Below are 21,864 nucleotides of genomic sequence, written 5' to 3'. Positions count from 1 at the left end.
GTTGACTCGACCTGGCCGCTATTTTGCCGCCAACAATGCAGCTTTGGCCAGCGGGCCACCCGTAATGGCACCCAAATCTCCGTCTTCAACAAAGACTGCGACAGCAATGTCACCTTGAGCGGCAATGACCCAAGAGTGAGTGCGCGGCGGTGTGTCGGTGCCGAATTCTGCCGTTCCTGTTTTCCCGATCGCTTCGGAACCGGGCAGGTCCGCCAAGGTGGACAAGTAACCATCGGTTACAACGGCCCGCATCAGGATGCGCAGTTCGCCAGCTTCCTTGGTGGTCAGGGCTGCACCGGCGGCTAGCTTGGCCTTACCGTCATGCCCGTCCACCAACACCGGGGTAACTGCAGTTCCCTTGACCATGGAAGACATCATGGTGGCCATGGCCAGCGGTGAGACCTGTACCTTGCCCTGCCCAATCAGTGATGCCGCGTGCTCAGTTCCCTTGGAGTCACGCGGTACGTTGCCCATATAGGCGTCCAGACCCAGATCGTTCTCCATACCGATCCCCAAAGCGCCCGCGGCATCAGCCAGATTGTCCTGCGAGAGCTTTTCAAATTGTGAAACGAAGGCCGTGTTGCAGGAATGGGCGACGGCGGTGGTCAAGGAAACCTCACCGGTCGCCTCAGGCGCGTAGCCGGGTGCGTTGAGGAACTTCTTGCCGTCGGCCGTGAATTCTGGTGTGCAGCTAACCGTCGACGTCGGCCCCATGCCCGTGCGGAGCAGCGCAAGCGAGGTGGCCATCTTGAACGTTGAACCGGGCGCGTACTGTCCCAGGAAAGCGGTGTTGTAACCAGCGCTATCGGGGCCGTTAGCGGAGGCCAGAATGGCTCCCGTGGATGGACGCATCACCACAATGGAGCTGGGGGTCTTGACGCTATCCAGAGCCGATTCGGCAGCGGATTGGATCCCGGGGACCAAGGTTGTTTTCACATCCTTACCATCCACCGGCTCGACGATGAAGAGGGGACGGGGAGGTGCCGCAGCATCGGCGGGCGAGGTCCCGGCGTCGCCCGTTGCCTCAGCGCTGGCAGTGGCCGTATCCGCGGTGGCGGCAGGAACAGCGCTCACGGTAATGCCCGGAGTACCAGCTAGCTGAGCGTCAAAGGCGGCTTGCAAGCCTCCGGAGCCAATGATCTGACCGGCAATAATCTTGCCCTTAGACTTCTCGATGTCCTCTGCTGTTGCCTCATGGACGGACCCCAGAATGGCTGATGCAAAGGTGCGCGACGGCGCCAACGGCATGGTGCTTCGAGTGACAAGGATGCCTTCAACCGCGTTGAGCTTGTCCTTGTCCAGCGCATTGAAAGCCTCCTCACGCAAGGTGAGGGCGTCAACGAATGCGACGGCTCCGTAGGCTTTGACCTTCGCGGCATAGGCTGCAGAGTCAATGTCCAGCACGGCAGCCAGAGCCTTCGCCGAGGCTGCGGCTTGTGCATCGGTCAGGCCGTCTTTGTTGATGCCGACAATTTGCACCGTCCGGTCTTTCACGATGGCTTGGCCATCCGCGGATAGAATTCCCGCGCGCTTTCCATTGGTGGTGCTGATGGCAAGGCGTTCACCTGGTTTGAGCTCGGGCTGGAGCATTTCGGGAGACCACGTTATGACCCAGTTTTTGCCGTCACGCTTCATGTCGGCTCCGGTGGCATAGGTCCAGACCTTGTCTACATCCGGCAGTTTCCACGTGTAATTCAGTGAAACACGGGCGGTGTCATTGGTGATCGCCACCCCGCTCACAGCCACCGTCGGCCAGACCGGGTCGATGCCCTTGGAAATCTCGGTGAGCTCTTTTTGCACATCCGCGGATGGTTTGTCGAAACTCAAATCACCTACGGTGTGAGACGTAAGTGCCTTGGCGAGGGCATCGGCCGTGGATGTGCCATCATCAGGTGCTGAACACGAAGTCCCCCCGACAACGAGGCTGAGTGCGAGCAGCAAAACTGTGATGCGACGAAACATGAGCTCCCTGACGTAGTTTGTGTTTCAGCCTACAGCTCCCTGCGGCGGCCGCTATAGTCGCCACCCGGAGCGGGCAAATAGCTGGTCCTTGTGGATAGGGCGTCTGTTACCGATAGCGCCTCTGGTACAGCCTGCATGCGGCCAACGGAGGTCCGTGGCCACACCGTAAGTCAGGCAGCACCGTAAGTTGTGGTTGACCATCCGGCTGCGGATTGGGGTGGTTTGGTCTGAATGGGTTAGCTTGCTGGCTTAGCTTGCTGATTTTTTGGTGGTCTTGGTGGTCTTGGTGGTCTTGGTGGTTTTGTTGATGAGGTTTTTGAGCCATTTGGGGTACTCGGGCCGCTCGGGTTCGGTATTCAGTGGTGGCCGGTACCTGCCACCAGGGGTAATCCAACCGATCCGCCCATCCGGGGTAGCTTGCGGTGTCCAGCCACGGAGCTTGATCCCGTGCCGTTCAGGCTCATCGATACACCGCCGGCGCCCACGCCGGTTCTTATCATCCTTGAAGTGCTTCATCAGGTGATGGCGTTTACACGCCGGACGGAGATTCGCCATCACCGAGGCCCCACCAAATTCAAAAGCCCGTAAATGATCCAACTCCGTATCCAACACCGGATGAGGACAATTCGGTACATAACAACACCCAGCAAGTCCCTGCAAGACCGCTCGTTCCGCCGCCCGCAAAATATAGCGTTGCGGCTCCAACGGCAACGCCTCCCCCGTGATCGGATCAGTCAAGACCCGCAAGAACGAAGAACAATTCTTCAACAACTTCCTCGCTACGTCCTCTGGAACAGGACCACTCTGAGGCCCCACCAACTCTGCTGGTTCATCCGTGATCCCCAACAACCCCAAGAACGGGACCTTGACCAACACCAACGCATCCGGCAGCGGCGGATCAGCCAGCACACCATGAGCCGCCAACTCCACTAACTGCTGCTCATAATCCGCCTGCGGATCCTCGACCAACCCATCCACCACATCACCCACCAACCCAGAACCATCCCCCACCAACCCGACCACATCAACAGCATCACCCGGGTCAACAAGGTCAGCCGGGTCACCCGGGTCAATAAGGTCAGCCGGGTCAGCCGGGTCAGCCGGGTCAATAAGGTTTCGACCATCTGAATCAACAGGATCAGCAGGATCATCATCGCTGGCGAAATAGAGGGCGGCAGCAGCATCCGCGGAAACTATTCCTGCGGTGGGATCGGTTGCGGGGGCGGCGGGGCTGGTGGTGGGCAGTGGTGTCCCCTCACCACCGGCCCTGCTAGACGCGACTCCCCCAGCCGCAACACCACCGGGTGAAGCACCACTGGGTGAGGTACCGCTGGTAGGAGTTGGTCTTGTGGCCCAGACAGGAACGTCGTCCAGGTCAAGAGCACTGCCACCCATGCCCCCGGTGGCATCAGACGTGATAACGACACCAGTACTGGTGCCCGTGGTGTCAGAAGCTATGTCGACATCAGGATTTTTGGCGGTATCAGCTATGGGCGCATGCTTACCGAAGCAAGGCGGTACATCAGGCTCAGGATCTTGTCCGTCGTGGCGCACCGTGGCTCGGAAAGCAGACTCCTGCCCACCCCACCCGCCAACACCACCAACACCAGACCCACAATCAACACCAACACCAGACCCACGATCAACACCAGCGCTCTGACTGGTTGAAATCCCGGTGCCAGTGCTCGTGCCAGCCCTGGTTCCGGGGTTGGTTTCTGGGTTGGCCGGGTTGTTGGTGGGCAGGGTAGCTTCGGCGTCGTTGAGTAACTGTGTGGCAGATTCCGGAAGGTTTTGGCCCAGTAGCAGGATCGCGGCAACATCGGCCCGTAACTGCGCCAGTGTCCTATGCTCACGACAATCCTGACCCGTCCCAGCAGCATCAGCCACAGCTTGAGCACGGACCCCATCAGCTTTAATCGCCCGCGCCAATCGAGTACACCGCGTATAAATCCCTGAAGCACTCACCGCCGGCATGTGCAACCCCAACCACGCCATCCCATCAGCACCCAGCGAACACACCAACTTCCGCTTCGCGAACGCTTCCTTAACCCGGACCGGGATACTCTCCGGAAACATCTTCTCCCGCGCCCGACGAGCCTTACCCAGAAACGAAAACGCTGTGGTCCCCGGCGCGAGAAACAACAACCGCGCTTCCAACACCGCCACATCGGCGGCCGTGGCACTACCCATAGACCCTAAAGTCGCGATCTCATCATTAATACTCACCGCATGCCGCCAAGAAAGCTCCCCCGCTTCCAGAGCATCCAACACCGCGGGACGTTCACTCAGCAACACCACACTGTGCTCCAGCAACGACGCCGCGCTCGGCTCAGGAATCCCCAACGCGAACGCGACCTCTGTAGCCAACCCCGCCGAGGCAACCCCACGCTGAAACCCATCTAAAGCCCACACAGATGCCTCAACCGCAGCCGCCCCAACAACCCTGGCCACCAACCGTGCCTTACACCCCGCCACAGCATCCTCAAGACGCTTCAACTCCACCAACGCCGCAACCCCAGCATCACGAACCCCCTCAGCAACAGACAGCACCGACGGTGACTCCACAACCAGCCCCAGTTCCGACCCCGGTTCCGGGAGCGGGTACAACGCCAGTGCCGGCAACCCCACCAGCTCAGCATTGTCAGACCCAAAAGGTTCAATAGAAGGAAGAGTAATCCCAGCAAGCAGTGAAGCTACATCCTGTGTAGCCTCACCATCCCGGTCCCCGGGGAACACCTCCCGAATACTCATACAACAAGCCTAAACCCACCGATATACAACCGCAATACTTACTAGAAAGTAACTTCTAACACGTATGGTATGAAAATGCGTTAGAGAAGGTGTTGCGTGGTGTTTTAGAGAACGTCCAAACCATCGCACCTCGCCCCGTCCCCATCCCACGCAAAAGCACAGCCAGCTGATAAGGGATTAACGCAAGAACCGCCGTCGTCCATCACAGGACAACAGCGGTTCAAGGGAAAAGGAAGGGACAGAAGAAGGGCTCCACTCCCTATTTAGTGCCCGCCGCGGACCACAACTTCACCGGGGACCTCGGGGTTGAAGACGAGGCGGCGATTGGCGATCTTGTCGGTGAAGAAGCGGTCGTGGCTGACCACGAGGACGGCGCCCGGGAAGTGCAGCAGTGCGCGTTCCATGACCTGGGTGCTGGACATATCCAAGTGGTTGGTGGGCTCATCGAGCACCAAAACTGAGGCGCCGGAGAGCAGGCACTGGGCCATGGCGACGCGGGCGCGCTGACCACCGGAGAGGTTGCCGATGCGCTGTTTGAGATCGGCCTCGGAGAACTGGAACATGGCCAGGAAACGGTTGACGGACTTCTTCGTGGCGGTCAGGGCCAGGCTGTCGGGCATGGCGTTGACGGCGTGGGTGACGGTGTCTTCGGGGTCCAGTTCGTCCAAAATCTGGTTGTAGGAGATGAGCCCGCCACCCTTGGCCCAGGTGACGTAGCCGGAATCGGCAGGCTCCTCGCCGGTGAGGGCGCGCAGCAGCGTGGACTTTCCCGAGCCGTTGGAGCCCAGGACCACAATCCGGTTGCCCCGGCGAATCTCAAAGCTGAGGTCGCTAAACAACGTGCGGTCACCGTAAGACTTGGTCAGAGATTCCACCCGGCACAGCACATCTTTGACGTGCAAACCGCTGTAAATCTCGGTGATGATCTTGTCCACGGGACGCGGTGCGCGCGACTTTTTGATCTTGGAAAGCTTGGAATCGAGTCCCTTGGAGGCCGCTTTGGAGGCCTCGCGGCGATCCGAAATTCCCTCGGCTTCAAACGCCAGCAGCTCGGATTCGTGCATGAACTGGCTTTCCAGGGACTTGAGGCGGAACTGCTTGGCCACCACATACTCGCCAAAGTTGCCGGGGTATTCGTGCAGGTGGAAGTTTTCAACCTCGACGATGCGCGTGACCACCGCGTCCAGGAACTTCCTATCGTGGGAGACGATCAGGGCAGCACCCTTGAAGTTCTTGAACCAGCTCTCGAGCCATTCCACGCCGGCCACGTCAAGGTAGTTGGTGGGCTCATCGAGCAGCAGGACATCGGGTGCCTCAAGCAGAATCTTGGCCAGCGCGGCACGGTTGCGCCAGCCGCCGGAGAGCTCGTCGATGGCGCACACGCGGTGGGCCTCGTTGAAGCCGAGCGTGGTCAGGACCTTGTCGATGGAACGCTGGTAGTCCCAGCCGTCAAGACGATCCATGTCGGCAAAGAGCTCGGACTGGCGGTGAATGAGCCGGTCCATCTCGGACTCGGACTGATCGACCGCGAGCGCCGCGTCAATCTCAGCGAGCTCGGCCTCAATCTCCTTCACATGCGCGAAGACTTCTTCGAGCACTTCGAGGATGGTCTGCGCCCCGTTCAGCTCGGAGAACTGTGAGAAGTAGCCAATTTTGGTGCCGAGTTCCACGCTCACCGTGCCAGTATCCGGCTCAACCTGGTCCATGACGAGCTTGAGCAGCGTGGACTTTCCGGAGCCGTTGCGCCCAATCAGGCCCACCCGGTCCCCCGCCTCGAGTTTGAAGAACGCCTCGCGCAGCACCTGGACTTTGTCGAAGCGCACGGAAACGTCATTGAGGCGGATCAAGCTCATGGGTGTGGTCCTTTTGTTGCGGGAGATGGGGCACGGAAAACACCCACGCCCAGTTTACCGGCAGGTGAGGTGGCCGCGGTGGCGGGTGCCGCCGTCGCACCTTCTCTTTAGAAGTACGACGGCGGCACTCGCCCTCCGTACCCAACCCCACCTTGCACTTGGCTGCAGAATTTACCTCTGGCACCTCACCTCAAGGCGTGCAAGTCTTAGGGCATGGGAACAATGATTGATTTTGAGGCCGCGGGTCAAGCGTTTCAGGGGTACCGTTCGGAACCTCAGGGCCAGGCTCGGGGCGCGGTGCTAGTGATTCATGAGATTTGGGGGCTGAATCCGCACACGAGGGACATTGCGGACAGATTTGCCGCTGCTGGCTACCTCGCTGTGGCCCCGGATCTGATGGGCTTGGCGGGCCTAGACGCTGTGCTGCTAGCGGAATTGGGTGAACGCCGCGCGGATCCTGCGGCCCAGGCGGAGGTGCAGCCGCTCATCCGGGCTGCCACCGCACCCATGAATTCCCCGGAAATGGCTGCAAGGACGAAAGCAGGCGTTGCAGTTGTCTTTGACTATTTGAACGCAACATCAGAGGGCACGGACCGGACGGCCGTGGTGGGATTCTGTTTTGGCGGGACCTACGCATTCTCTTTGGCGGCGGCGGAGCCTCGACTCGCAGCGGCAGTCCCGTTCTATGGCCATGCCAATTACTCGCCCGAAGACCTCGCCAGCATAAGTTGCCCAATCCTAGCTTTCTACGGGGCGAACGACACCGCGCTCATGGATGCTCTGCCGGATCTCACCACCAAGATGCAGGATGCCAACATCGACTTCCGCCCCACGGTTTTCCCGGAGGCTGGACATGCCTTCTTCAATGACACCAATCCCACTGTTTACCGAGAAGGACCAGCACTCGCCGCCTGGAGTTTGACCTTAGAGTTCTTGGAACAGCAGCTCATTCGGCCTTAGCGGTCACTTCCTTATTCAGCGTTGCGGTGGCAGACGGTACCGTAGTGGGTTGGAGACAGCAGCCGCGTTGCGGGCTACTGTCGATCGACCATTGGATGGAGAACACATGAGCGCGACAATTCGCCTTGGAATTGCAGGCTACGGAAACTTGGGCCGCGGAGTCGAGGCAGCCATTGCCAAGAACGCGGACATGGAGCTTGTGGGCATTTACACCCGCCGCAACCCCTCTGAGCTGACGCCACTCAATGCCGGAGCGCAAGTGTTCTCCATGGATGATCTGGATAGCCATGCAGATCAGGTTGACGTGCTCATCCTGTGCGGCGGCTCAAAGTCGGACCTGCCAGAGCAGGGCCCTGCATTGGCTGCACTGTTTAATACAGTGGACAGTTTCGACACTCACGCACGCATCCCGGAGTACTTCGCCGCCGTGGATGCGCCCGCGCAAGCCAACAACAAGACCGCGCTGATTTCCGCTGGTTGGGACCCTGGAATGTTCTCCATCAACCGTGTTTACGGCGAGGCGCTCCTGCCCGACGGCGACACCTACACGTTCTGGGGCCGCGGGCTGAGCCAGGGCCACTCGGACGCTATCCGTCGCGTGGATGGGGTTGCTGGCGGCGTGCAGTACACGCTGCCGTCCCAGACCGCCATTGATCAGGTCCGTAGCGGCTCGCGCCCCGAGCTGACCACACGCCAGAAGCACACGCGCGAGTGCTTCGTGGTGCTCGAAGACGGCGCTTCCGAGGATGCCGTGCGCGCCGAGATCGTGGGCATGCCGCACTACTTTGACCAGTACCACACCACCGTCCACGTCATTACAGCCGAGGAATTGACCCGCGATCACGCAGCCATGCCGCACGGCGGTTTTGTCATTCGCAGCGGGAACACCACGGACGGGCACTCTCAGGTCATCGAGTATTCCCTAGCGCTGGAGAGCAACCCGGAATTCACCTCCAGCGTGCTGGTGGCCTACGCCCGCGCCGTGCACCGCATGAACGCTACGGGCCAGTTCGGCGCCAAAACCGTGTTCGACGTGGCCCCCGGACTACTCTCCCCCAAGTCGGCTGCAGAGCTGCGCAAAGAACTGCTCTAACTGAACCACGACGGCGGCTGGCGAGTTGGCGCCAACGCTCCAGCCGCCGTCGTACTTACTATTCAGCTTGGGACACCAGATCGAAATGGGCGTTGTCGGAGCAAATTGAGGTCACCTTCATCGTGTACCCCTGAAAGACAATTCATCCCCAAGTGCCAGGTTCCTGAACGTTTCATCGACGGACGGTTTGGGCTCAACCGCCCACACCATGACGCTGACGGTGGGCACATCGGCATCAGCTTTGGTTCCCACGAGTCCCATCTCAGGAGTGTATCCAGCCCCCAGAGACGACTGGGGAAAACCGGGAAACGGCCCCACGGCGGATGTAATGACCTTATATTGACCGGTTCCGGCGCAGGTTTGGTCAGTACTCATGGTGGAGTCCTTTGTGGTGGTGGGTTCTGGCCCGGGAACAGCGCTGCAGGCTGACACCAAGGGCAGGGCCAGCAGGAGTGTGGCGAGGATTGAATATACGGTGGACCGGGTATTCATTTGGCAACAATGCTGGCGTGCAAAATCTTGTCAGTGGCCACGGACAGATCTGCCGCAAACGCTCGGAGATCGTCAATATCGGCCCTAAGAAATTCCACCATCATCTCCACCCAATGTTGACTTTCATGCGATTACTTTTAACCTTATATCCAGTCACCTCACTGGTCGACGGGGACTACTCCCCATGCCATGGCGCCCCTCCGTCCTGTGAAATACTTTGGGCACCACACTGGACCACGGAAAGCCGCCATGAACGACGTCATAGGAAGTATCCTCCCTCTCAGCTTGGGCGTGGCTCTGAGCCCGTTTCCCGTCATCATGATTGTGCTACTTCTTGGATCGGTCCGCCCGCGCGCCAACGGCTTGGCGTTCCTGGGCGGCTGGGTGGCGGGGCTGGCGGTGATCGTCGCCGTCCTAACCTTCGCCATTGACCTCCTTGACGGCACCGGCTCCGACCCGGGCCCGGTGGCGGGTGTCCTGCGGATCATCCTCGGCGTCTTCCTGCTGGTCATGGCAGCACGGAAGTTCACCAAGCGCTTTGTGAAGAACGACGCCGGGCCCCTCCCCCGCTGGATGGCCTCCGCCAGCAGCTACTCACCAGGGCGGAGCGCGGTCATGGGGCTGACTCTCTCGGCCGCCAACCCCAAGAACTTTGCCATTACTGCCGCAGCGGGTGTCGCCATCGGTGCCGCTGCCCTGGAGCCGGGTGCCGAATTTTGGGCCATGCTCGCGTACATCGTGCTGGCCTCCTTGACGGTGCTGGTGCCCGTTACGGCCTACCTCTTTGCGCCGCGGAAGGTGGCTGTACCGCTGCGCGCCGTCATGGAGTGGCTGCAGGTGAACCATTCGGTCATGACCGGCCTGCTGCTCGTTGTGTTCGGGTTCATCCTGATCGGCAACGGAATCGGCAGCTTCTAGTAAATCTGGAATTCATCCATCAAAGAACGCTTTCGCCCACGACCTCGTTTCTGTGGGCCGTGGGCGAAAGTGTTGTTTCAGTACCCACAAAACTGGGCACGAAACCTTTATGGGTTACTTGACCAGGCTTGCATCCAGTAATTCAATGGCGGCCGGCCGCGCCTGCACCGAACGTAACCGTTCGACGTCGAGCTTGGTGCTTCGATCGAAGTTGAACAGACCGTTCTTCTCCTGGAACACGTCCGTCAGCTGTGTGTAGCAGTAGCCAAACATGTTTGGATCATCGAGCAGGACATCGCAGAGTCCCTTGAACCTGGCGTGGAATTGCTCAACATTGGCGACGCGTTCGCCATAACCCACGATTCTGCCAAGTCTGCGCCAGCCACATGCACTCCTGTTTGCAGGTCGCCTTCCCGATCACCGTAGGAAATTGCTGCCGCTGCATTGGCCGCCGCATTCTGCGCTGCTCGCGCGGCTTCCTCCTCATTCCACCAGATACCACCGAATTCGGAGACAAAGAAGGGTTGACCGGCGTAGGGAATGGAGACAGTTTCCTTCTGGAAACTGAGGTTTAAGTACGGCTTGTCATCGGCAAGACCCGCCTGCTCCAGACGGAACTTTTCTGGATTCTGCTCGTAAGAGTGGGAATCGTAGATGTCCGCTTGGCGAACCCTGTGCGCGTAACCTGAAGCGTCAATGACCGGGCGGGTGGGATCGGCCAGTTTCGTGGCCAAATACATGGCGTGCGTGACGTCATCCAAGACAGTGATGCGGTCATGGAGCACTTGGTGGGTCTCGTTCAACGGGCACCAGCCAATGATGGATGGGTGGTTGAAGTCCCGCTGCAGTGCCTCCAACCATTGCGCCACAAAGCTGGAGCTCGGTGCCTGGTTGTGGCCAACGGTTCCCGCACCGGAGACACCCCAGTCACCAAATTCGCCCCACACCAAGTACCCCATGCGGTCTGCGTGGAAAAGGAATCGTTCCTCGAACACCTTCTCGTGCAGGCGTGCGCCGTTGAATCCTGCGGACATGGACAGCTCAATGTCCCGAACCAATGCTGCGTCATCCGGTGATGTCATCAGCGAATCAGGCCAGTAGCCCTGGTCCAGAATCAGTCTCTGGAAGACGGCTTTGCCGTTGATGCGGACTGTTTTTCCATCCAGTGCGACCGATCGAACGGCGGCGTAGCTTTGGACATGGTCCACTACGACCCCGTCCCGGTCCAGGATGTTCACTTCAAGATCATAGAGATATGGGTCTTCAACTGACCAGGGACGCAGATTGCCTGCAGGAATAGCCAGATGCACCGACGGCGCTAGATCAAGGTCCGCCGCCGAGAGGGCGGTGAGTTCGAAGCCGTCCTCGCCACCGAGCACCACCTGCACCACGTGGCCAGCCCGGTTTTGGCTCAGCGGAACTTCTACGGTGAGGCTCGAAGTGGCCAAGTTAGGGGTCATGCGCAGACGCCGGATGTGAACCTCGGGCACGGCCTCCATCCACACCGTCTGCCAAATGCCCGTGGTGCGGGTGTACTGGCAGTGAGTGTTGTTGTACCAGGTGGCCTGCTTGCCGCGGGCCTGCATCTCGTGCCGAGAATCCCGTGCCCGGACCACAATGGTGGCCTCGGTCCCAGCTTCGGCCACGCCGTGCAGATCGGCGCTGAAAGGTGTGAAGCCGCCACGGTGACGCGCCACTTCGACATCGTTGACCCACACAGTGGTGTCATGGTCGACGGCGCCAAAGTGCAAAATTGCGCGCTTGCCGGCCCACTCGGCCGGGATGATTACTGTGCGCCGGTACCAAACGGCCTCCATGAAGTCCACATGCTCGACGCCGGAAAGCTTCGTTTCCGGGGCAAAGGGCACCAGGATCTCTGAACCGAGCTCACGGGTACGCAGCCCTCGCTCCAGCCCCGAGTCCCCCGCGTCGATCTCAAAACCCCATGCACCATTCAAATTGACCCAGTTCTCGCGGACCAGCTGCGGGCGCGGATGTTCGGGCTTGGGCAGTGCTGTGGCCAATGCATTTTGGTCTGTCACGGTCTAGTCCTTCAAGGTCGAAACTAAATGATTAGTCCAGTGAACCGCATCATGAGTCAATTTGCAACGTTAGAAACGCAGTCCGGGGCTGAGCGGAAGACCAACAGCGATAGTGAGCAACACCGGGTGCAGTCACCGAATCCGCGTCACACCCCACCCCTAAAAGCTAGATTCGCGGACTTTCAGGGAGTAGCCAATTTCCATCTCGACGTTCTCCAGCTCGCGGCCGTCTATGAGAGCCAGCAGCTGCTCAAGTGACGCCTCCGCCAAGGCCGCAATGTCCGGGGAGATGCTCGTGAGTGACGGGGCCCCATACTCAGCCTCGGGGATGTCGTCCCAGCCAACGATTGAGACGTCTTGCGGTACCCGGATGCCACGGCGCCTAAATGCCCGCAACACCCCCACCGAGAGAATATCGCTGCCGCAGACCACGGCATCAAACGGCAGTCCGGAATTGAGCAGACGCAACGCCGCCATCTCGCCTTCGTCACGGGAATACCGTTGAACACCCATAACCAGACGTTCATCGAAGGCGAGCCCATTTTCAAGCAATCCATCCTGGAAACCCGCCAATCGCAGGCCTGCAGCGCTCTCTCCGACGCCTGGACGGTCACCCAGAAACGCCAGCCGCGTCCGGCCGCGCGAAGCTAGATGACTCACTAACTCCCGGGCGGAACGGTTGTTGTTAATGGCAATGTGTGGCAGGCCGGAGTCAAGGACGCGCTCGCCCAAAAGCACCATGGGTGTCGGGTCGGTCCGCGCCTTCACGGCCTCTGGGTCAACGTTTTGCGCGCTGTATATGATGCCGTCGATCAGCCGGTTTTGATAGCCGTCTAACACTCGCCCTTCTCTGGCCGTCTCTTCTCCGTAGGCTTCGATCAACACCGTATAGCCGCGTGATTCGGCACTGGTGATGACGTGTTCAGCAAGTTTCCCAAAGTAGGGCGAGGTAATTTCTGGGATCGCCAACACAATCGTCATCGAAGATCCTTGACGCAGCTGGCGTCCGGCAAGATTGGGCCGGTACCCGAGTTCGGCAATTGCGGCCAATACCTTTTCGCGCATGGCAGGGCGCACATGAGGCCTGTCATTGACAACGTTGGAGACCGTTTTCCAGGACACCCCTGCCAGACTGGCAACTTCCTTGACCCCGACGCGCTTTGGTTTGGCCGCAGCGACTACGCCGTCCATCCGGACGCCACGAACGGCCAATTCCGCCAGAACTAGCGGCTCTTGACCTGCTTTCGCTGGCTCCATGATCTTCCACCCTCTGCTCGTATGGGCTGCTTGTATGGGCTAAATGCACCATTTATAGAATGCCCTTGACAAATACTATCGTCACAGGGGATTCTTTCTAACGTTAGAAGTTCACCAATGGCGTTGTGGGCGTGCGAAGCGATCCTTACGTCGGGCAGGAATGATCGATGAAGCACGACCTCCCCAGGGCTAGCCCTGAGCCGGAGCCCGCAACGAAGCGGCTCTCCGACAATCTTCCCCACAGTCTTTCTGGCGCAACCTTCAGCCGCAGATCCGTCTTTCGGTCCTTTGCCGTCACCGCTGGCTTCCTCGCCCTCGGCGGCGGCCTGAGCGCATGCGGCGGAAGCAGCCAGGCCGCTGAAGGATCCATACAAACCTGGGATCTGTTCTCCGGATCCGACGGCATCAGCATGCGCAGCATGATCGCCAACTTCAGCAATGAAAGCGCTGTCAATGTCCGCCCCGTCACGCTGGCGTGGGGCTCCCCGTATTACACCAAGCTGGCCATGGCAGCATCGAGCGGCAAGGCACCCGACACCGCGATCATGCACCTCTCACGCTTGGCTGGGTTTGCTCCGGGCGGGCTGTTGGAACCCTACGATCTGGAGCTGTTGGCAGAATTTGGCGTGCGCGAGGAAGACTTCGCCCCCGCGGTCTGGAAGAACTGCCACTATGAGGGCCAGCTGTTCGCCGTCCCCCTAGACACCCACCCCTTCGTGGTTTTCTATAACAAGGACATTGCCGAGAAGGCAGGCGTGCTCGATAGCAGCGGCGCTATCAGTTCCATCACCTCTGCTGAAGGCATGCTGGAGGTTGGCCGGAAGCTTGCCAAGGTCACCGGCAAACAGGGAATTTCCTTCGGTCATGTGTTGGACAGCGCACAGCCTTGGCGACTGTTCTGGGGTTTGTATGCCCAAACGGGCGGTGGCTACACGATCGAGGTGGGCTCTCCGGCCGTCCTCGACACCGCCAAGGCCGCAGAAGTCCTGACGTTCCTGACGCAAATGATGGACGGAAAAATAGCGCTCAAGAACCAGACATATGCTGGCGGAATTGCCGACTTCACTTCCGGAACCACCGGTCTGATCCTGTCCGGGGCCTGGGAAATGCCTGCCCTAAAGGGCGCCATCCCCAACTTGGGCGCGATGCCGATGCCCACCATGTTCGGCACGCCGGCGAACTATGCCGATTCCCATTCCTACGTTTTGCCCCGCCAGGTCAGCGAAGATCCGCAACGTCGGCGAACGGCGCACCAGTTCGTTGCCGGCCTCATCAAGCAAGGCCAGAAGTGGGCCGAAGCTGGACACATTCCGGCATTCCTTCCGGTTCAGGAGACCCCGGCATATCAGAACCTGCATCCGCAGGTTGACTATGCTGCCGCCGGCACCACTCCGGTCTTTGACCCCCCAGTATGGTTCAGCGGCGCTGGCACCGATTTCCAGAACCAGCTCTCGCAAACCATCTCGGCTTGCTTCCAAGGCACACTGGATCCCCCAGCAGCTGTTTCCTCCATGCTGGAGATCATCAACAAGATGCTCTCTGCCCCGAACCCGACCTGAACCCAGAGGTGAACACCGTGCTAACCGAATTGGCGCCTTCTGCTGCGCCCCCCATCACACAAAAAACACCTGCCAAGGTTCGCAAAGGATCGGGTTTCTGGTTTGTTGTACCGTTCCTGATCGCTTTCGCCCTGTTCTTGTTGTGGCCGATCGTTTCAGGGCTGTGGATGAGCCTGACCAATCAGAGCCTGACAGGTTCCGGAACTGGTTTCACCGGCCTGTCCAACTATGCCGAGGCACTGGGCGACGCCGCAGTCTGGCAGTCATTGTGGAACACCGCCGTCTTTACCATCGCCACAGCCGCACCACTGGTCGTTTTGTCCTTCGTCATGGCGTACCTGGTTTACGTGGGTCTACCGGGACAGTGGCTGTGGCGCATGAGTTTTTTCACCCCTTACCTGCTGCCCGTATCCGTCGTCGCAGCGTTATGGCAGTGGATGTTCCAGCCCGGATTTGGGCTCATCAACAGCATTCTGACGCAGCTGGGTTTTGCCGAGATCGGCTTCCTTGATCAGCAGGGCGTGGCCATGTTCTCCATTGTCTTGGTGACCATTTGGTGGACCGTCGGCTTCAATTTCCTGCTGTACCTCTCGGCCCTCCAAAACATTCCCGACCATGTCTTTGAAGCGGCCCAGCTGGACGGTGCCGGGCCCTGGCGCCGTCTGGTGTCCATCATTGTCCCCATGGTCAATAAGACCACCGTCATGATCGTCATGTTGCAGATCCTGGCCTCGTTGAAGGTCTTCGAGCAGATCTACTTGCTGACCTCCGGCGGTCCGCGCGGAAGTACCCGATCGGTCCTTGAATACATTTACGACGTCGGATTCAGCGGGTACCGCTTGGGCTACGCCTCGGCGATCTCCTACCTCTTCTTCGCCCTGATCGTTGTTGTTGCCGTGGTTCAGCTGCGCATCATGAACCGGAAAGAACACTAACCATGAGCACACAAACCAAAATTCGTGCAAGCCGCGCCCCAAAGGCGACGCGCGCCCAAAATCAGCGAACCAGCGCCTTGACAATCGGGACGAGCAAGGGGTGGACAGGTGGAGCCATTACCGCCTTGATCCTTTTAGCCCTGATGTGGGTGCTCCCCATATTGTGGGGTGTGACAACCTCATTGAAATCCGAGAAGGATGCTGCCGGTCCGCCCCTATCGGCGCCATCTGAGGGTTGGACCCTGGATGCGTACATCCAGGTGCTGACGAAGGGTGAAATTCCGCGCTGGATGTTCAACAGCTTTTTCGTGGCGGTTGCCGTCACAGTGCTGACGGTGGCAATTTCAGCCTTGGCCGCCTACGGGTTCTCCCGCACGGAGTTCCGTGGCCGCAAGTGGCTGTTTGCATTGACCATCGCCTCCATTATGGTGCCGGGCCAGATTCTCATTGTTCCCTTGTTCCAGCAGATGAACTCCATGCGGTTGACTGACACGTTTGCCGGGATCATCCTTCCTCAAATTGTGGCACCCATGATGGTGTTCATCATGAAGAATTTCTTTGACACCATCCCCAAAGAGCTTGAGGAGGCCGCCCGCATTGACGGAGCCGGGCGCATGCGGATTTTCATGACCATCATCGTGCCGTTGTCCCGGCCCATCCTGATGGCCGTGTCGATCTTTGTGTTCATCGGGGCGTGGAATAACTTCCTGTGGCCGTTCATCGTCACCAACAATCCGGATCTGCTGACTCTGCCGGTGGGCCTGGCCACCGTCAAGAATGCGTACGGCGTCCAGTACGCGCAGTCGATGGCCAGTGCTATTCTGGCGGCGCTGCCACTGATGGTCGTGTTTGCGTTGTTCCAGCGTCAGATCGTCAAGGGCTTTGCCACCTCGGGCATGGGCGGGCAATAAACCCGTGAACGAACACTGGAGCATCTCGGGCCAACAAATCAATCTTCGTCACGGCGGGTACTCGGCAGTCATTGCCAGCGTGGGTGCCTCATTGCGGTCTCTAACTTCTCATGGCCGCAACCTGGTGGTCCCCTTCGACGCAGACCAGTTGCGCCCCCTGTACCGGGGCGCAACGTTGGCCCCCTGGCCCAATCGTGTTGTTGACGGCAGGTATTCCTTCGCGGGCACAGAGTATCAACTGCCCATCAATGAGGTGGCCCGTGGCCATGCCCTGCATGGGCTGGTCGTGTGGCAGGACTGGAACGTTGATTCTCAGAGCGAGTCGACCGCAACGTTGTCCACCTCCGTCGTGCCTCAGGACGGCTATCCGTTCCACGTAGCTCTGGTTCTGGACCTTGTCCTAGACGCTGAAGGATTACACACCACGTTGACGGCTAGCAACCTTGGCGAGCAACCGGCCCCGTACGGTTGCGCACCGCACCCCTACCTCACCGCCGGTGCTGGAACGATTGATGACTGGCAGTTGCTGCTGCCTGCCGCCAACGTCCTTGAAATCACCCCTGACAGGCTGATCCCCACGCACACCACCTCGGTGGAGGCGCACCCGCAGTTCGATTTTCGCCGGTCACGGAAAATCGGTGATGTGGAGATCGATCATGCCTTCACGGATCTGCTTCGAACGGACGACGGCGTAGCCCAAGTCCGCCTTGAAGCCTCCGATGGCGGTGGCACAGTCATGAGCTGGGATGCTAGCTGCCCCTGGGTCCAAATACACACAGCAGATCGTCCCGAGAAGCAAAACCATCGCATCGGGTTGGCTGTGGAACCCATGACCTGCCCTCCGGATGCTTTCAACTCGCAGCTTGACCTCATCGTTTTGCCTGCCGGGGAAAGCCACAGCGCCCAGTGGAGCATCCGGTCCCTGTAACGCGATGTTAGGGGGCGCCGGACGAGTTGACGCTTCGCATCGCGCTTGCCGAGAGGCGCGTGAAAAGCTCCCCGAAAGCCAGGAACTGAATTATCCAGCCCACATTTCGGGGAGCAGTTCGTTTAGAGCTCACGAGGCCACCAGTTTCTAGGCCCCGTGAGCTTTGGCCGACGACGGCGACACTTCGCGTCAGATCATCACCAGGTGATGGCATCCCTCGGGATGGAGAAGTGCACGGGCAGGCGTTTTGCCGACGGAACTCTGACATCCAGTGGGTTCACGAACGTCGCATCGAAACTGATTTCGCGATTCAATTTCTGGGACGGCTTGCTGAAAGTCCAGCCAGTCGGCACTTTGACACTGGCAACAGCGGCGTGTGGGTTACCAGTTAGACCAGCAGCCGGCAGAACTGCAAGAGTTGCCTTTGCGCGTCTGGCGGGAATGGTTGGCGCCAACTTGTAGGCTGCACCCAAATCTGTGCCAACGGGAAGAGCAGTGTAGTAGACCGAGTACACACCGACGGGCAAGTCTGCTGTGGTCTGCGCTGAGCCCTTGCTGCTGGCAACAACGTGAACCTCATTCCGCCCACCCGTGACGCCTCCATTGACGAACATGGGGGTGTCATTGGCTGACCAGACAACCTCGTATCCGGCCCGGTTAACGGACACATGTTCGGCGAGGTTCACCTGCTGCCCCTGACGGATGGCAATATCAGCTACGCCGCTGATAACAGGAAGTGCGGCATAGTAGGCCTGATCGGATGCCTTCTGCGCGTCAGTTTGTGAGTACTGTATCCAGTCAACGACCAATTCTGCCCCGTCCTGGGCCAAGTAGTCACCGGCGTCGCCAGCCCAGTTGCCTCCTGTGGCGAGGTTTATTTGCAGGTACATGGGGCGGAGCATGCCCGCCGCTGCAGCTTTCCGACGCTCGTTTTCCACTGGGTCAGGGTCGGTGAAGACAAGGGTCTTGTATACCTGCCCATCAAGAAGCCACTCGAGCTTCTCCGGCGTCCGGTTAATTCCGAACACATGGAAGCCGTCGTTGAAATCCGAGCCAATCACGGCCGCTCCACCCAATGTTTGGGGGCTGTAACTGCCGTCTCCGTCAGCATCACCCCGACTGTAGGCGAAGTGCGGGGTGCCATAGATTTTGCGATTGCTCACGCCTGAGGAGGCGATTTCGCCTTGGCTGGCCCTGTTGGCAGTTGGGGCTCCAATCAATTCCACAACGTCCAGCTCCCCACAGCTTGGCCAGCCTGTCCCCTGCGAAGTGGCGATGCGTCCGTCAAGATGGAACTCGTGTCCCAGCATCCAAATGGCAGGGAATGCACCTTTGCCTTTGGGGAGGCGGGCCCGGATCTCGAGCTTTCCGTAGAGGAAGTCTTTCTTGGCGTGGGTTCGGATGCTGCCTGAGTTGTACTTGACCAGGCGCGCTTTTGTACCGTGCCTGGCGGTATTGCGATACTGATCTTCCACGGGCCTGTCGGTAACGGCAATAACTAGCTGACCGTCCTTGACCCGGACGTTTTCTTGGCTGCTCGAGTAGTGCTCCTGCTCATTGCCACGGATGTTTCCGAGCTCGTACTCCCAGAGGTCTTGATTGAGTGCCTCGCCGTCAAAATGTTCGCTCCAAACAAGTTTGGCGCCGTCTTGGATGCTCGTTCCGGAGGGACTCGCTACTGCCTTGGAGGCGGTAACGCCAGCAAGGGCGACCATGCCGGCAGCGCCAACAAACGCGCGGCGCCCAACGACCTTCCCTTGGCCAAGTCTCGACTGATCAGATGTTTTTTCCATGGGGATCTCCTTTGAAGTGACGAGGCGCTGGGCCGTAAACTTGCCCAGTCCAGGACAGTGAGTTTGATGTGATCAAAAGCGATGGCGCAAAAAGACAAGGAAAGAGCACCACTAAATATATAGCGCCTCACATTCTTTTAGAATATGAGACATTAAGTTTCTTTCGATCAATAAACCAATCAAAGCACACGCCCGATGTGACTCGCAACACTATTTGGCAACTTTGTGAATGTTAATTTCCAGCCGATTCATATTCCCGTAATTAGAAAATGGCACAACAAGTCGCACCGGAGACAACGCGTCCTGAAAACGATGCCGTAGCCTTCGATACAGTCGCGAATCTATGCGGTTTTTGGCTTTAATAACGCATTACCAGCACCATGTAATAATTCCATTGTCACTGCAAATTTAAGACAGAACTCCCTCACCTAAAAACACGTCTCCGTGCCATTCAGGGCGCGACAATAGCGCATTCAAATAATATTCTTTTTGCTACGATGTCAATCTCGCATCAACTAGGTTAAAAAGAATTACTCCTCACGGAATAAATAATTTTCAAGCAGATTTCCTTTGCCTCAAAGGCCCTATATAGCCCCGAGTTTGTCAATAGCTGAAGTACCCGCCATTTCGCGTAGCGCCAGGGCCGCACCACCACGGGCTCCTGTGCTGGCTCCCGGCGGGAGCACGGCTTGGACCACACGCAAATGCGAGCCGGTCAGGGGCAGGGTATGAAGTTTCAAGGCCGTGGTTAACGGGCCCATGAACGGTTCCCCTGTTTGGGCCAGCTCACCGCCAATGACCATGAGTTCCGGGTCCAGCAGATTCGAGATACCGGCAAGAAAACGGCCAGCCATGGTACCGATCTCGGACAGTACCGACAGGCAGGTGGGGTTGCCCGCACTGGTTTCCTGGAGCACATCATCCCACGTCGCTGTGGCACCAAGAGCTGGCCGCAGCAGCGAAAGAACATGAGCCGTTCCCGTGCGCAGGACGAGGCAACCACGATTTCCGCACGGACAAGCGGGACCATTGATGTCCGTAGACATGTGTCCCACTTCGCCAGCTGCTCCAATGCTGCCGCGGTAGAGGTGCCCAGCATCAAACAAGGCCAGACCAACGCCGCTGGAAAAGTTCAGGTACAGCATGTTTTCGCTGTCTTTGCCGGCGCCCCATTGTTGTTCGGCGAAGCCTTCCAACCGTGAGTTGTTTTCCAAAAAGATAGGAAACGGCAGGTGGTTCGCCAAGGTGGTTCGAACATCTACCAAGGACCACGCCTGGCCGGGGATGGAGCCGCCCACCTTGTACGTTCGCCTGTCGATCTGCCCCGGCACACCAACGCCCATACCGACGATGCTCGCATCGTCTATGCCGGCACGGGAAAGCAGCTGGCGCACGAGGACGGCGGCGGCGGCCACCCTGGACTCGGCAGTGTCGGCAGGGTCAACAGCGAAGGAGGTTTGCGCTACTGTGCTGCTGGCCAAATCGGAGACATTGATTGCCACCTGATCGAGGGTGAAGTCCAGGCCCAGACTGTAGCCTGCGCTCGGGTTGATGGCCACAAGTTCATGCCCATGGCCGCTGGTGTCCTGGTCGGGGGCGCGGTTGAGCACAACTTCACGTTCCAACAGCTCATTGGTGATGTTGGTGATGGTGGTTCGTGAGGTTTTCATGCGCCGGGCCAGCTCGGCCCTGTGCATGGGGCCTTCGTTGAGAAGGAGCTCCAACACCTGTCGCCTGTTGTTGGTGCGCAACCCCTTCAAAGCACCGCCTTTAGTCTGCATTTGTTGAATCTTCCAGTTCCGCTCCGGACATGTCAAACGGCCCGTCACCATACCGGGCCAAGAGCTCGAGCTGGAGGGGGTCTTCTAGAGCTGATCCAACCGCGACAACCTTCGCCCCGGCCTTGAGGAACGCAGTCGCATTGTCGGCGTCGATGCCCCCTGTCGCCACAAAATTCATCGTGGGGAACGGTCCAGCCATCGCCTTGAGCCATGCTGGGCCCAGCACGGATGCGGGGAAGGCTTTGACCCAGCTCGCCCCCATAGAGATAGCTACCTGGATGTCGCTGGCAGTTGCAACGCCCGGCAGCTGGGGCAGCCCCGCCTTGCGGCAGGCTTCCATGATCAGCCGATCGGTGCCGGGACTCACAGCAAACGCGGCTCCGCAGTCAAGCGCTTGCACAACATGCTCGGCAGTGACGATAGTCCCGGCACCTACGGGGAACCCCCGCTCTCGCCCTGCCGCTGCCACGGCTCGCAGAGAGGCCAAATCCGATGGAGTTTGGATGGGAATCTCCACGGATTTGATCCCGGCATCCCACGCGAGATGCGCAACTTTCAGGGTGCGTTCAGTTCCCATCCCCCGCAGAATAGCCATGACGGGGGTTGTGGAAAACATGTCATCAAAGTAA

15 protein-coding genes and 1 pseudogene are annotated in these 21,864 nt (G+C 59.1%); 7 read left to right on the top strand and 9 right to left on the bottom strand.

The window, feature by feature from the left end:
* Positions 1-18: 18 nt before the first annotated feature.
* The 3 genes from AS189_RS05955 to AS189_RS05945 all read right to left on the bottom strand — a co-directional run bounded on the left by AS189_RS05955 (position 19) and on the right by AS189_RS05945 (position 6,566).
* Complete coding sequence (locus AS189_RS05955; protein ID WP_160320795.1) at positions 19-1,827, bottom strand: penicillin-binding transpeptidase domain-containing protein; 1,809 nt, start codon at positions 1,825-1,827, stop codon at positions 19-21.
* A 384-nt stretch (positions 1,828-2,211) separates the two neighbouring features.
* Positions 2,212-4,713, bottom strand: a complete 2,502-nt coding sequence (locus AS189_RS05950; RefSeq protein ID WP_129587170.1) for an HNH endonuclease signature motif containing protein — start codon at positions 4,711-4,713, stop codon at positions 2,212-2,214.
* A gap of 263 nt (positions 4,714-4,976) precedes the next feature.
* Entirely contained in the window at positions 4,977-6,566 is a 1,590-nt protein-coding gene (locus tag AS189_RS05945; protein ID WP_062286739.1) for an ABC-F family ATP-binding cassette domain-containing protein, read from the bottom strand.
* A gap of 213 nt (positions 6,567-6,779) precedes the next feature.
* On the opposite strand from AS189_RS05945, the gene AS189_RS05940 reads away from it, so the two are divergent.
* A complete protein-coding gene (locus AS189_RS05940; RefSeq protein WP_082634103.1) occupies positions 6,780-7,526 on the top strand; it encodes a dienelactone hydrolase family protein in 747 nt (248 codons plus the stop codon).
* 106 nt (positions 7,527-7,632) lie between these two features.
* Positions 7,633-8,619: a diaminopimelate dehydrogenase gene (locus tag AS189_RS05935; protein WP_062286737.1), complete on the top strand. Its 987-nt coding sequence runs from the start codon at positions 7,633-7,635 to the stop codon at positions 8,617-8,619.
* A gap of 117 nt (positions 8,620-8,736) precedes the next feature.
* Here AS189_RS05935 and AS189_RS05930 read toward each other — a convergent pair whose 3' ends face one another.
* Positions 8,737-9,111 carry a hypothetical protein gene (locus AS189_RS05930; protein ID WP_062286736.1) on the bottom strand — a complete coding sequence of 125 codons (375 nt, stop codon included), beginning with the start codon at positions 9,109-9,111 and terminating at the stop codon, positions 8,737-8,739.
* 249 nt (positions 9,112-9,360) lie between these two features.
* On the opposite strand from AS189_RS05930, the gene AS189_RS05925 reads away from it, so the two are divergent.
* The gene (locus AS189_RS05925) at positions 9,361-10,029 is read left to right on the top strand and encodes a GAP family protein (protein WP_062286735.1); all 669 of its coding nucleotides are present in this window, start codon (positions 9,361-9,363) and stop codon (positions 10,027-10,029) included.
* Positions 10,030-10,143: 114 nt separating this feature from the next.
* Here the strand turns inward: AS189_RS05925 and AS189_RS05920 are convergent.
* Positions 10,144-12,053, bottom strand: a pseudogene (locus AS189_RS05920) (glycoside hydrolase family 2 protein).
* A gap of 177 nt (positions 12,054-12,230) precedes the next feature.
* Positions 12,231-13,328 carry a LacI family DNA-binding transcriptional regulator gene (locus AS189_RS05915; protein WP_062286734.1) on the bottom strand — a complete coding sequence of 366 codons (1,098 nt, stop codon included), beginning with the start codon at positions 13,326-13,328 and terminating at the stop codon, positions 12,231-12,233.
* Between the two features lie 167 nt (positions 13,329-13,495).
* On the opposite strand from AS189_RS05915, the gene AS189_RS20610 reads away from it, so the two are divergent.
* The 4 genes from AS189_RS20610 to AS189_RS05895 are packed head-to-tail and all read left to right on the top strand — an operon-like array spanning position 13,496 to position 17,661.
* Positions 13,496-14,887 carry an extracellular solute-binding protein gene (locus AS189_RS20610; protein WP_237759981.1) on the top strand — a complete coding sequence of 464 codons (1,392 nt, stop codon included), beginning with the start codon at positions 13,496-13,498 and terminating at the stop codon, positions 14,885-14,887.
* An 8-nt stretch (positions 14,888-14,895) separates the two neighbouring features.
* Positions 14,896-15,822: a carbohydrate ABC transporter permease gene (locus AS189_RS05905; RefSeq protein WP_237759980.1), complete on the top strand. Its 927-nt coding sequence runs from the start codon at positions 14,896-14,898 to the stop codon at positions 15,820-15,822.
* Positions 15,823-15,824: 2 nt separating this feature from the next.
* Positions 15,825-16,733: a carbohydrate ABC transporter permease gene (locus AS189_RS05900; protein WP_062286733.1), complete on the top strand. Its 909-nt coding sequence runs from the start codon at positions 15,825-15,827 to the stop codon at positions 16,731-16,733.
* 4 nt (positions 16,734-16,737) lie between these two features.
* Positions 16,738-17,661 (top strand): aldose 1-epimerase family protein, encoded by a 924-nt coding sequence (locus AS189_RS05895; protein ID WP_062286732.1) that lies wholly within the window; start codon positions 16,738-16,740, stop codon positions 17,659-17,661.
* A 197-nt stretch (positions 17,662-17,858) separates the two neighbouring features.
* Here the strand turns inward: AS189_RS05895 and AS189_RS05890 are convergent, their stop codons facing one another.
* The 3 genes from AS189_RS05890 to AS189_RS05880 form a co-directional block, all read right to left on the bottom strand.
* Positions 17,859-19,454 (bottom strand): glycoside hydrolase family 16 protein, encoded by a 1,596-nt coding sequence (locus AS189_RS05890; protein WP_062286731.1) that lies wholly within the window; start codon positions 19,452-19,454, stop codon positions 17,859-17,861.
* 584 nt (positions 19,455-20,038) lie between these two features.
* On the bottom strand, positions 20,039-21,235 hold the full coding sequence (locus tag AS189_RS05885) for an ROK family transcriptional regulator (protein WP_062286730.1): 1,197 nt from the start codon (positions 21,233-21,235) through the stop codon (positions 20,039-20,041).
* Positions 21,225-21,851, bottom strand: coding sequence for a bifunctional 4-hydroxy-2-oxoglutarate aldolase/2-dehydro-3-deoxy-phosphogluconate aldolase (locus AS189_RS05880; RefSeq protein WP_237759979.1), 627 nt, complete (start codon positions 21,849-21,851; stop codon positions 21,225-21,227). The genes AS189_RS05885 and AS189_RS05880 overlap by 11 nt, the downstream gene beginning before the upstream one ends.
* Between the last annotated feature and the right edge of the window lie 13 nt (positions 21,852-21,864).

It is taken from the genome of Arthrobacter alpinus, from assembly GCF_001445575.1.
Classification (GTDB): domain Bacteria; phylum Actinomycetota; class Actinomycetes; order Actinomycetales; family Micrococcaceae; genus Specibacter; species Specibacter alpinus_C.
Note: the sequence above shows the minus strand (reverse complement) of the source record. Positions and strands in the feature narration are given on the sequence as shown.

Coding starts and splice junctions, on each gene's coding strand:
- AS189_RS05950 (WP_129587170.1), bottom strand. CDS start 4,713: ATGAGTATTCGGGAGGTGTTCCCCGGGGACCGGGATGGTGAGGCTACA.
- AS189_RS05945 (WP_062286739.1), bottom strand. CDS start 6,566: ATGAGCTTGATCCGCCTCAATGACGTTTCCGTGCGCTTCGACAAAGTC.
- AS189_RS05940 (WP_082634103.1), top strand. CDS start 6,780: ATGGGAACAATGATTGATTTTGAGGCCGCGGGTCAAGCGTTTCAGGGG.
- AS189_RS05935 (WP_062286737.1), top strand. CDS start 7,633: ATGAGCGCGACAATTCGCCTTGGAATTGCAGGCTACGGAAACTTGGGC.
- AS189_RS05930 (WP_062286736.1), bottom strand. CDS start 9,111: ATGAATACCCGGTCCACCGTATATTCAATCCTCGCCACACTCCTGCTG.
- AS189_RS05925 (WP_062286735.1), top strand. CDS start 9,361: ATGAACGACGTCATAGGAAGTATCCTCCCTCTCAGCTTGGGCGTGGCT.
- AS189_RS05915 (WP_062286734.1), bottom strand. CDS start 13,328: ATGGAGCCAGCGAAAGCAGGTCAAGAGCCGCTAGTTCTGGCGGAATTG.
- AS189_RS20610 (WP_237759981.1), top strand. CDS start 13,496: ATGAAGCACGACCTCCCCAGGGCTAGCCCTGAGCCGGAGCCCGCAACG.
- AS189_RS05900 (WP_062286733.1), top strand. CDS start 15,825: ATGAGCACACAAACCAAAATTCGTGCAAGCCGCGCCCCAAAGGCGACG.
- AS189_RS05890 (WP_062286731.1), bottom strand. CDS start 19,454: ATGGAAAAAACATCTGATCAGTCGAGACTTGGCCAAGGGAAGGTCGTT.
- AS189_RS05885 (WP_062286730.1), bottom strand. CDS start 21,235: ATGCAGACTAAAGGCGGTGCTTTGAAGGGGTTGCGCACCAACAACAGG.
- AS189_RS05880 (WP_237759979.1), bottom strand. CDS start 21,851: ATGTTTTCCACAACCCCCGTCATGGCTATTCTGCGGGGGATGGGAACT.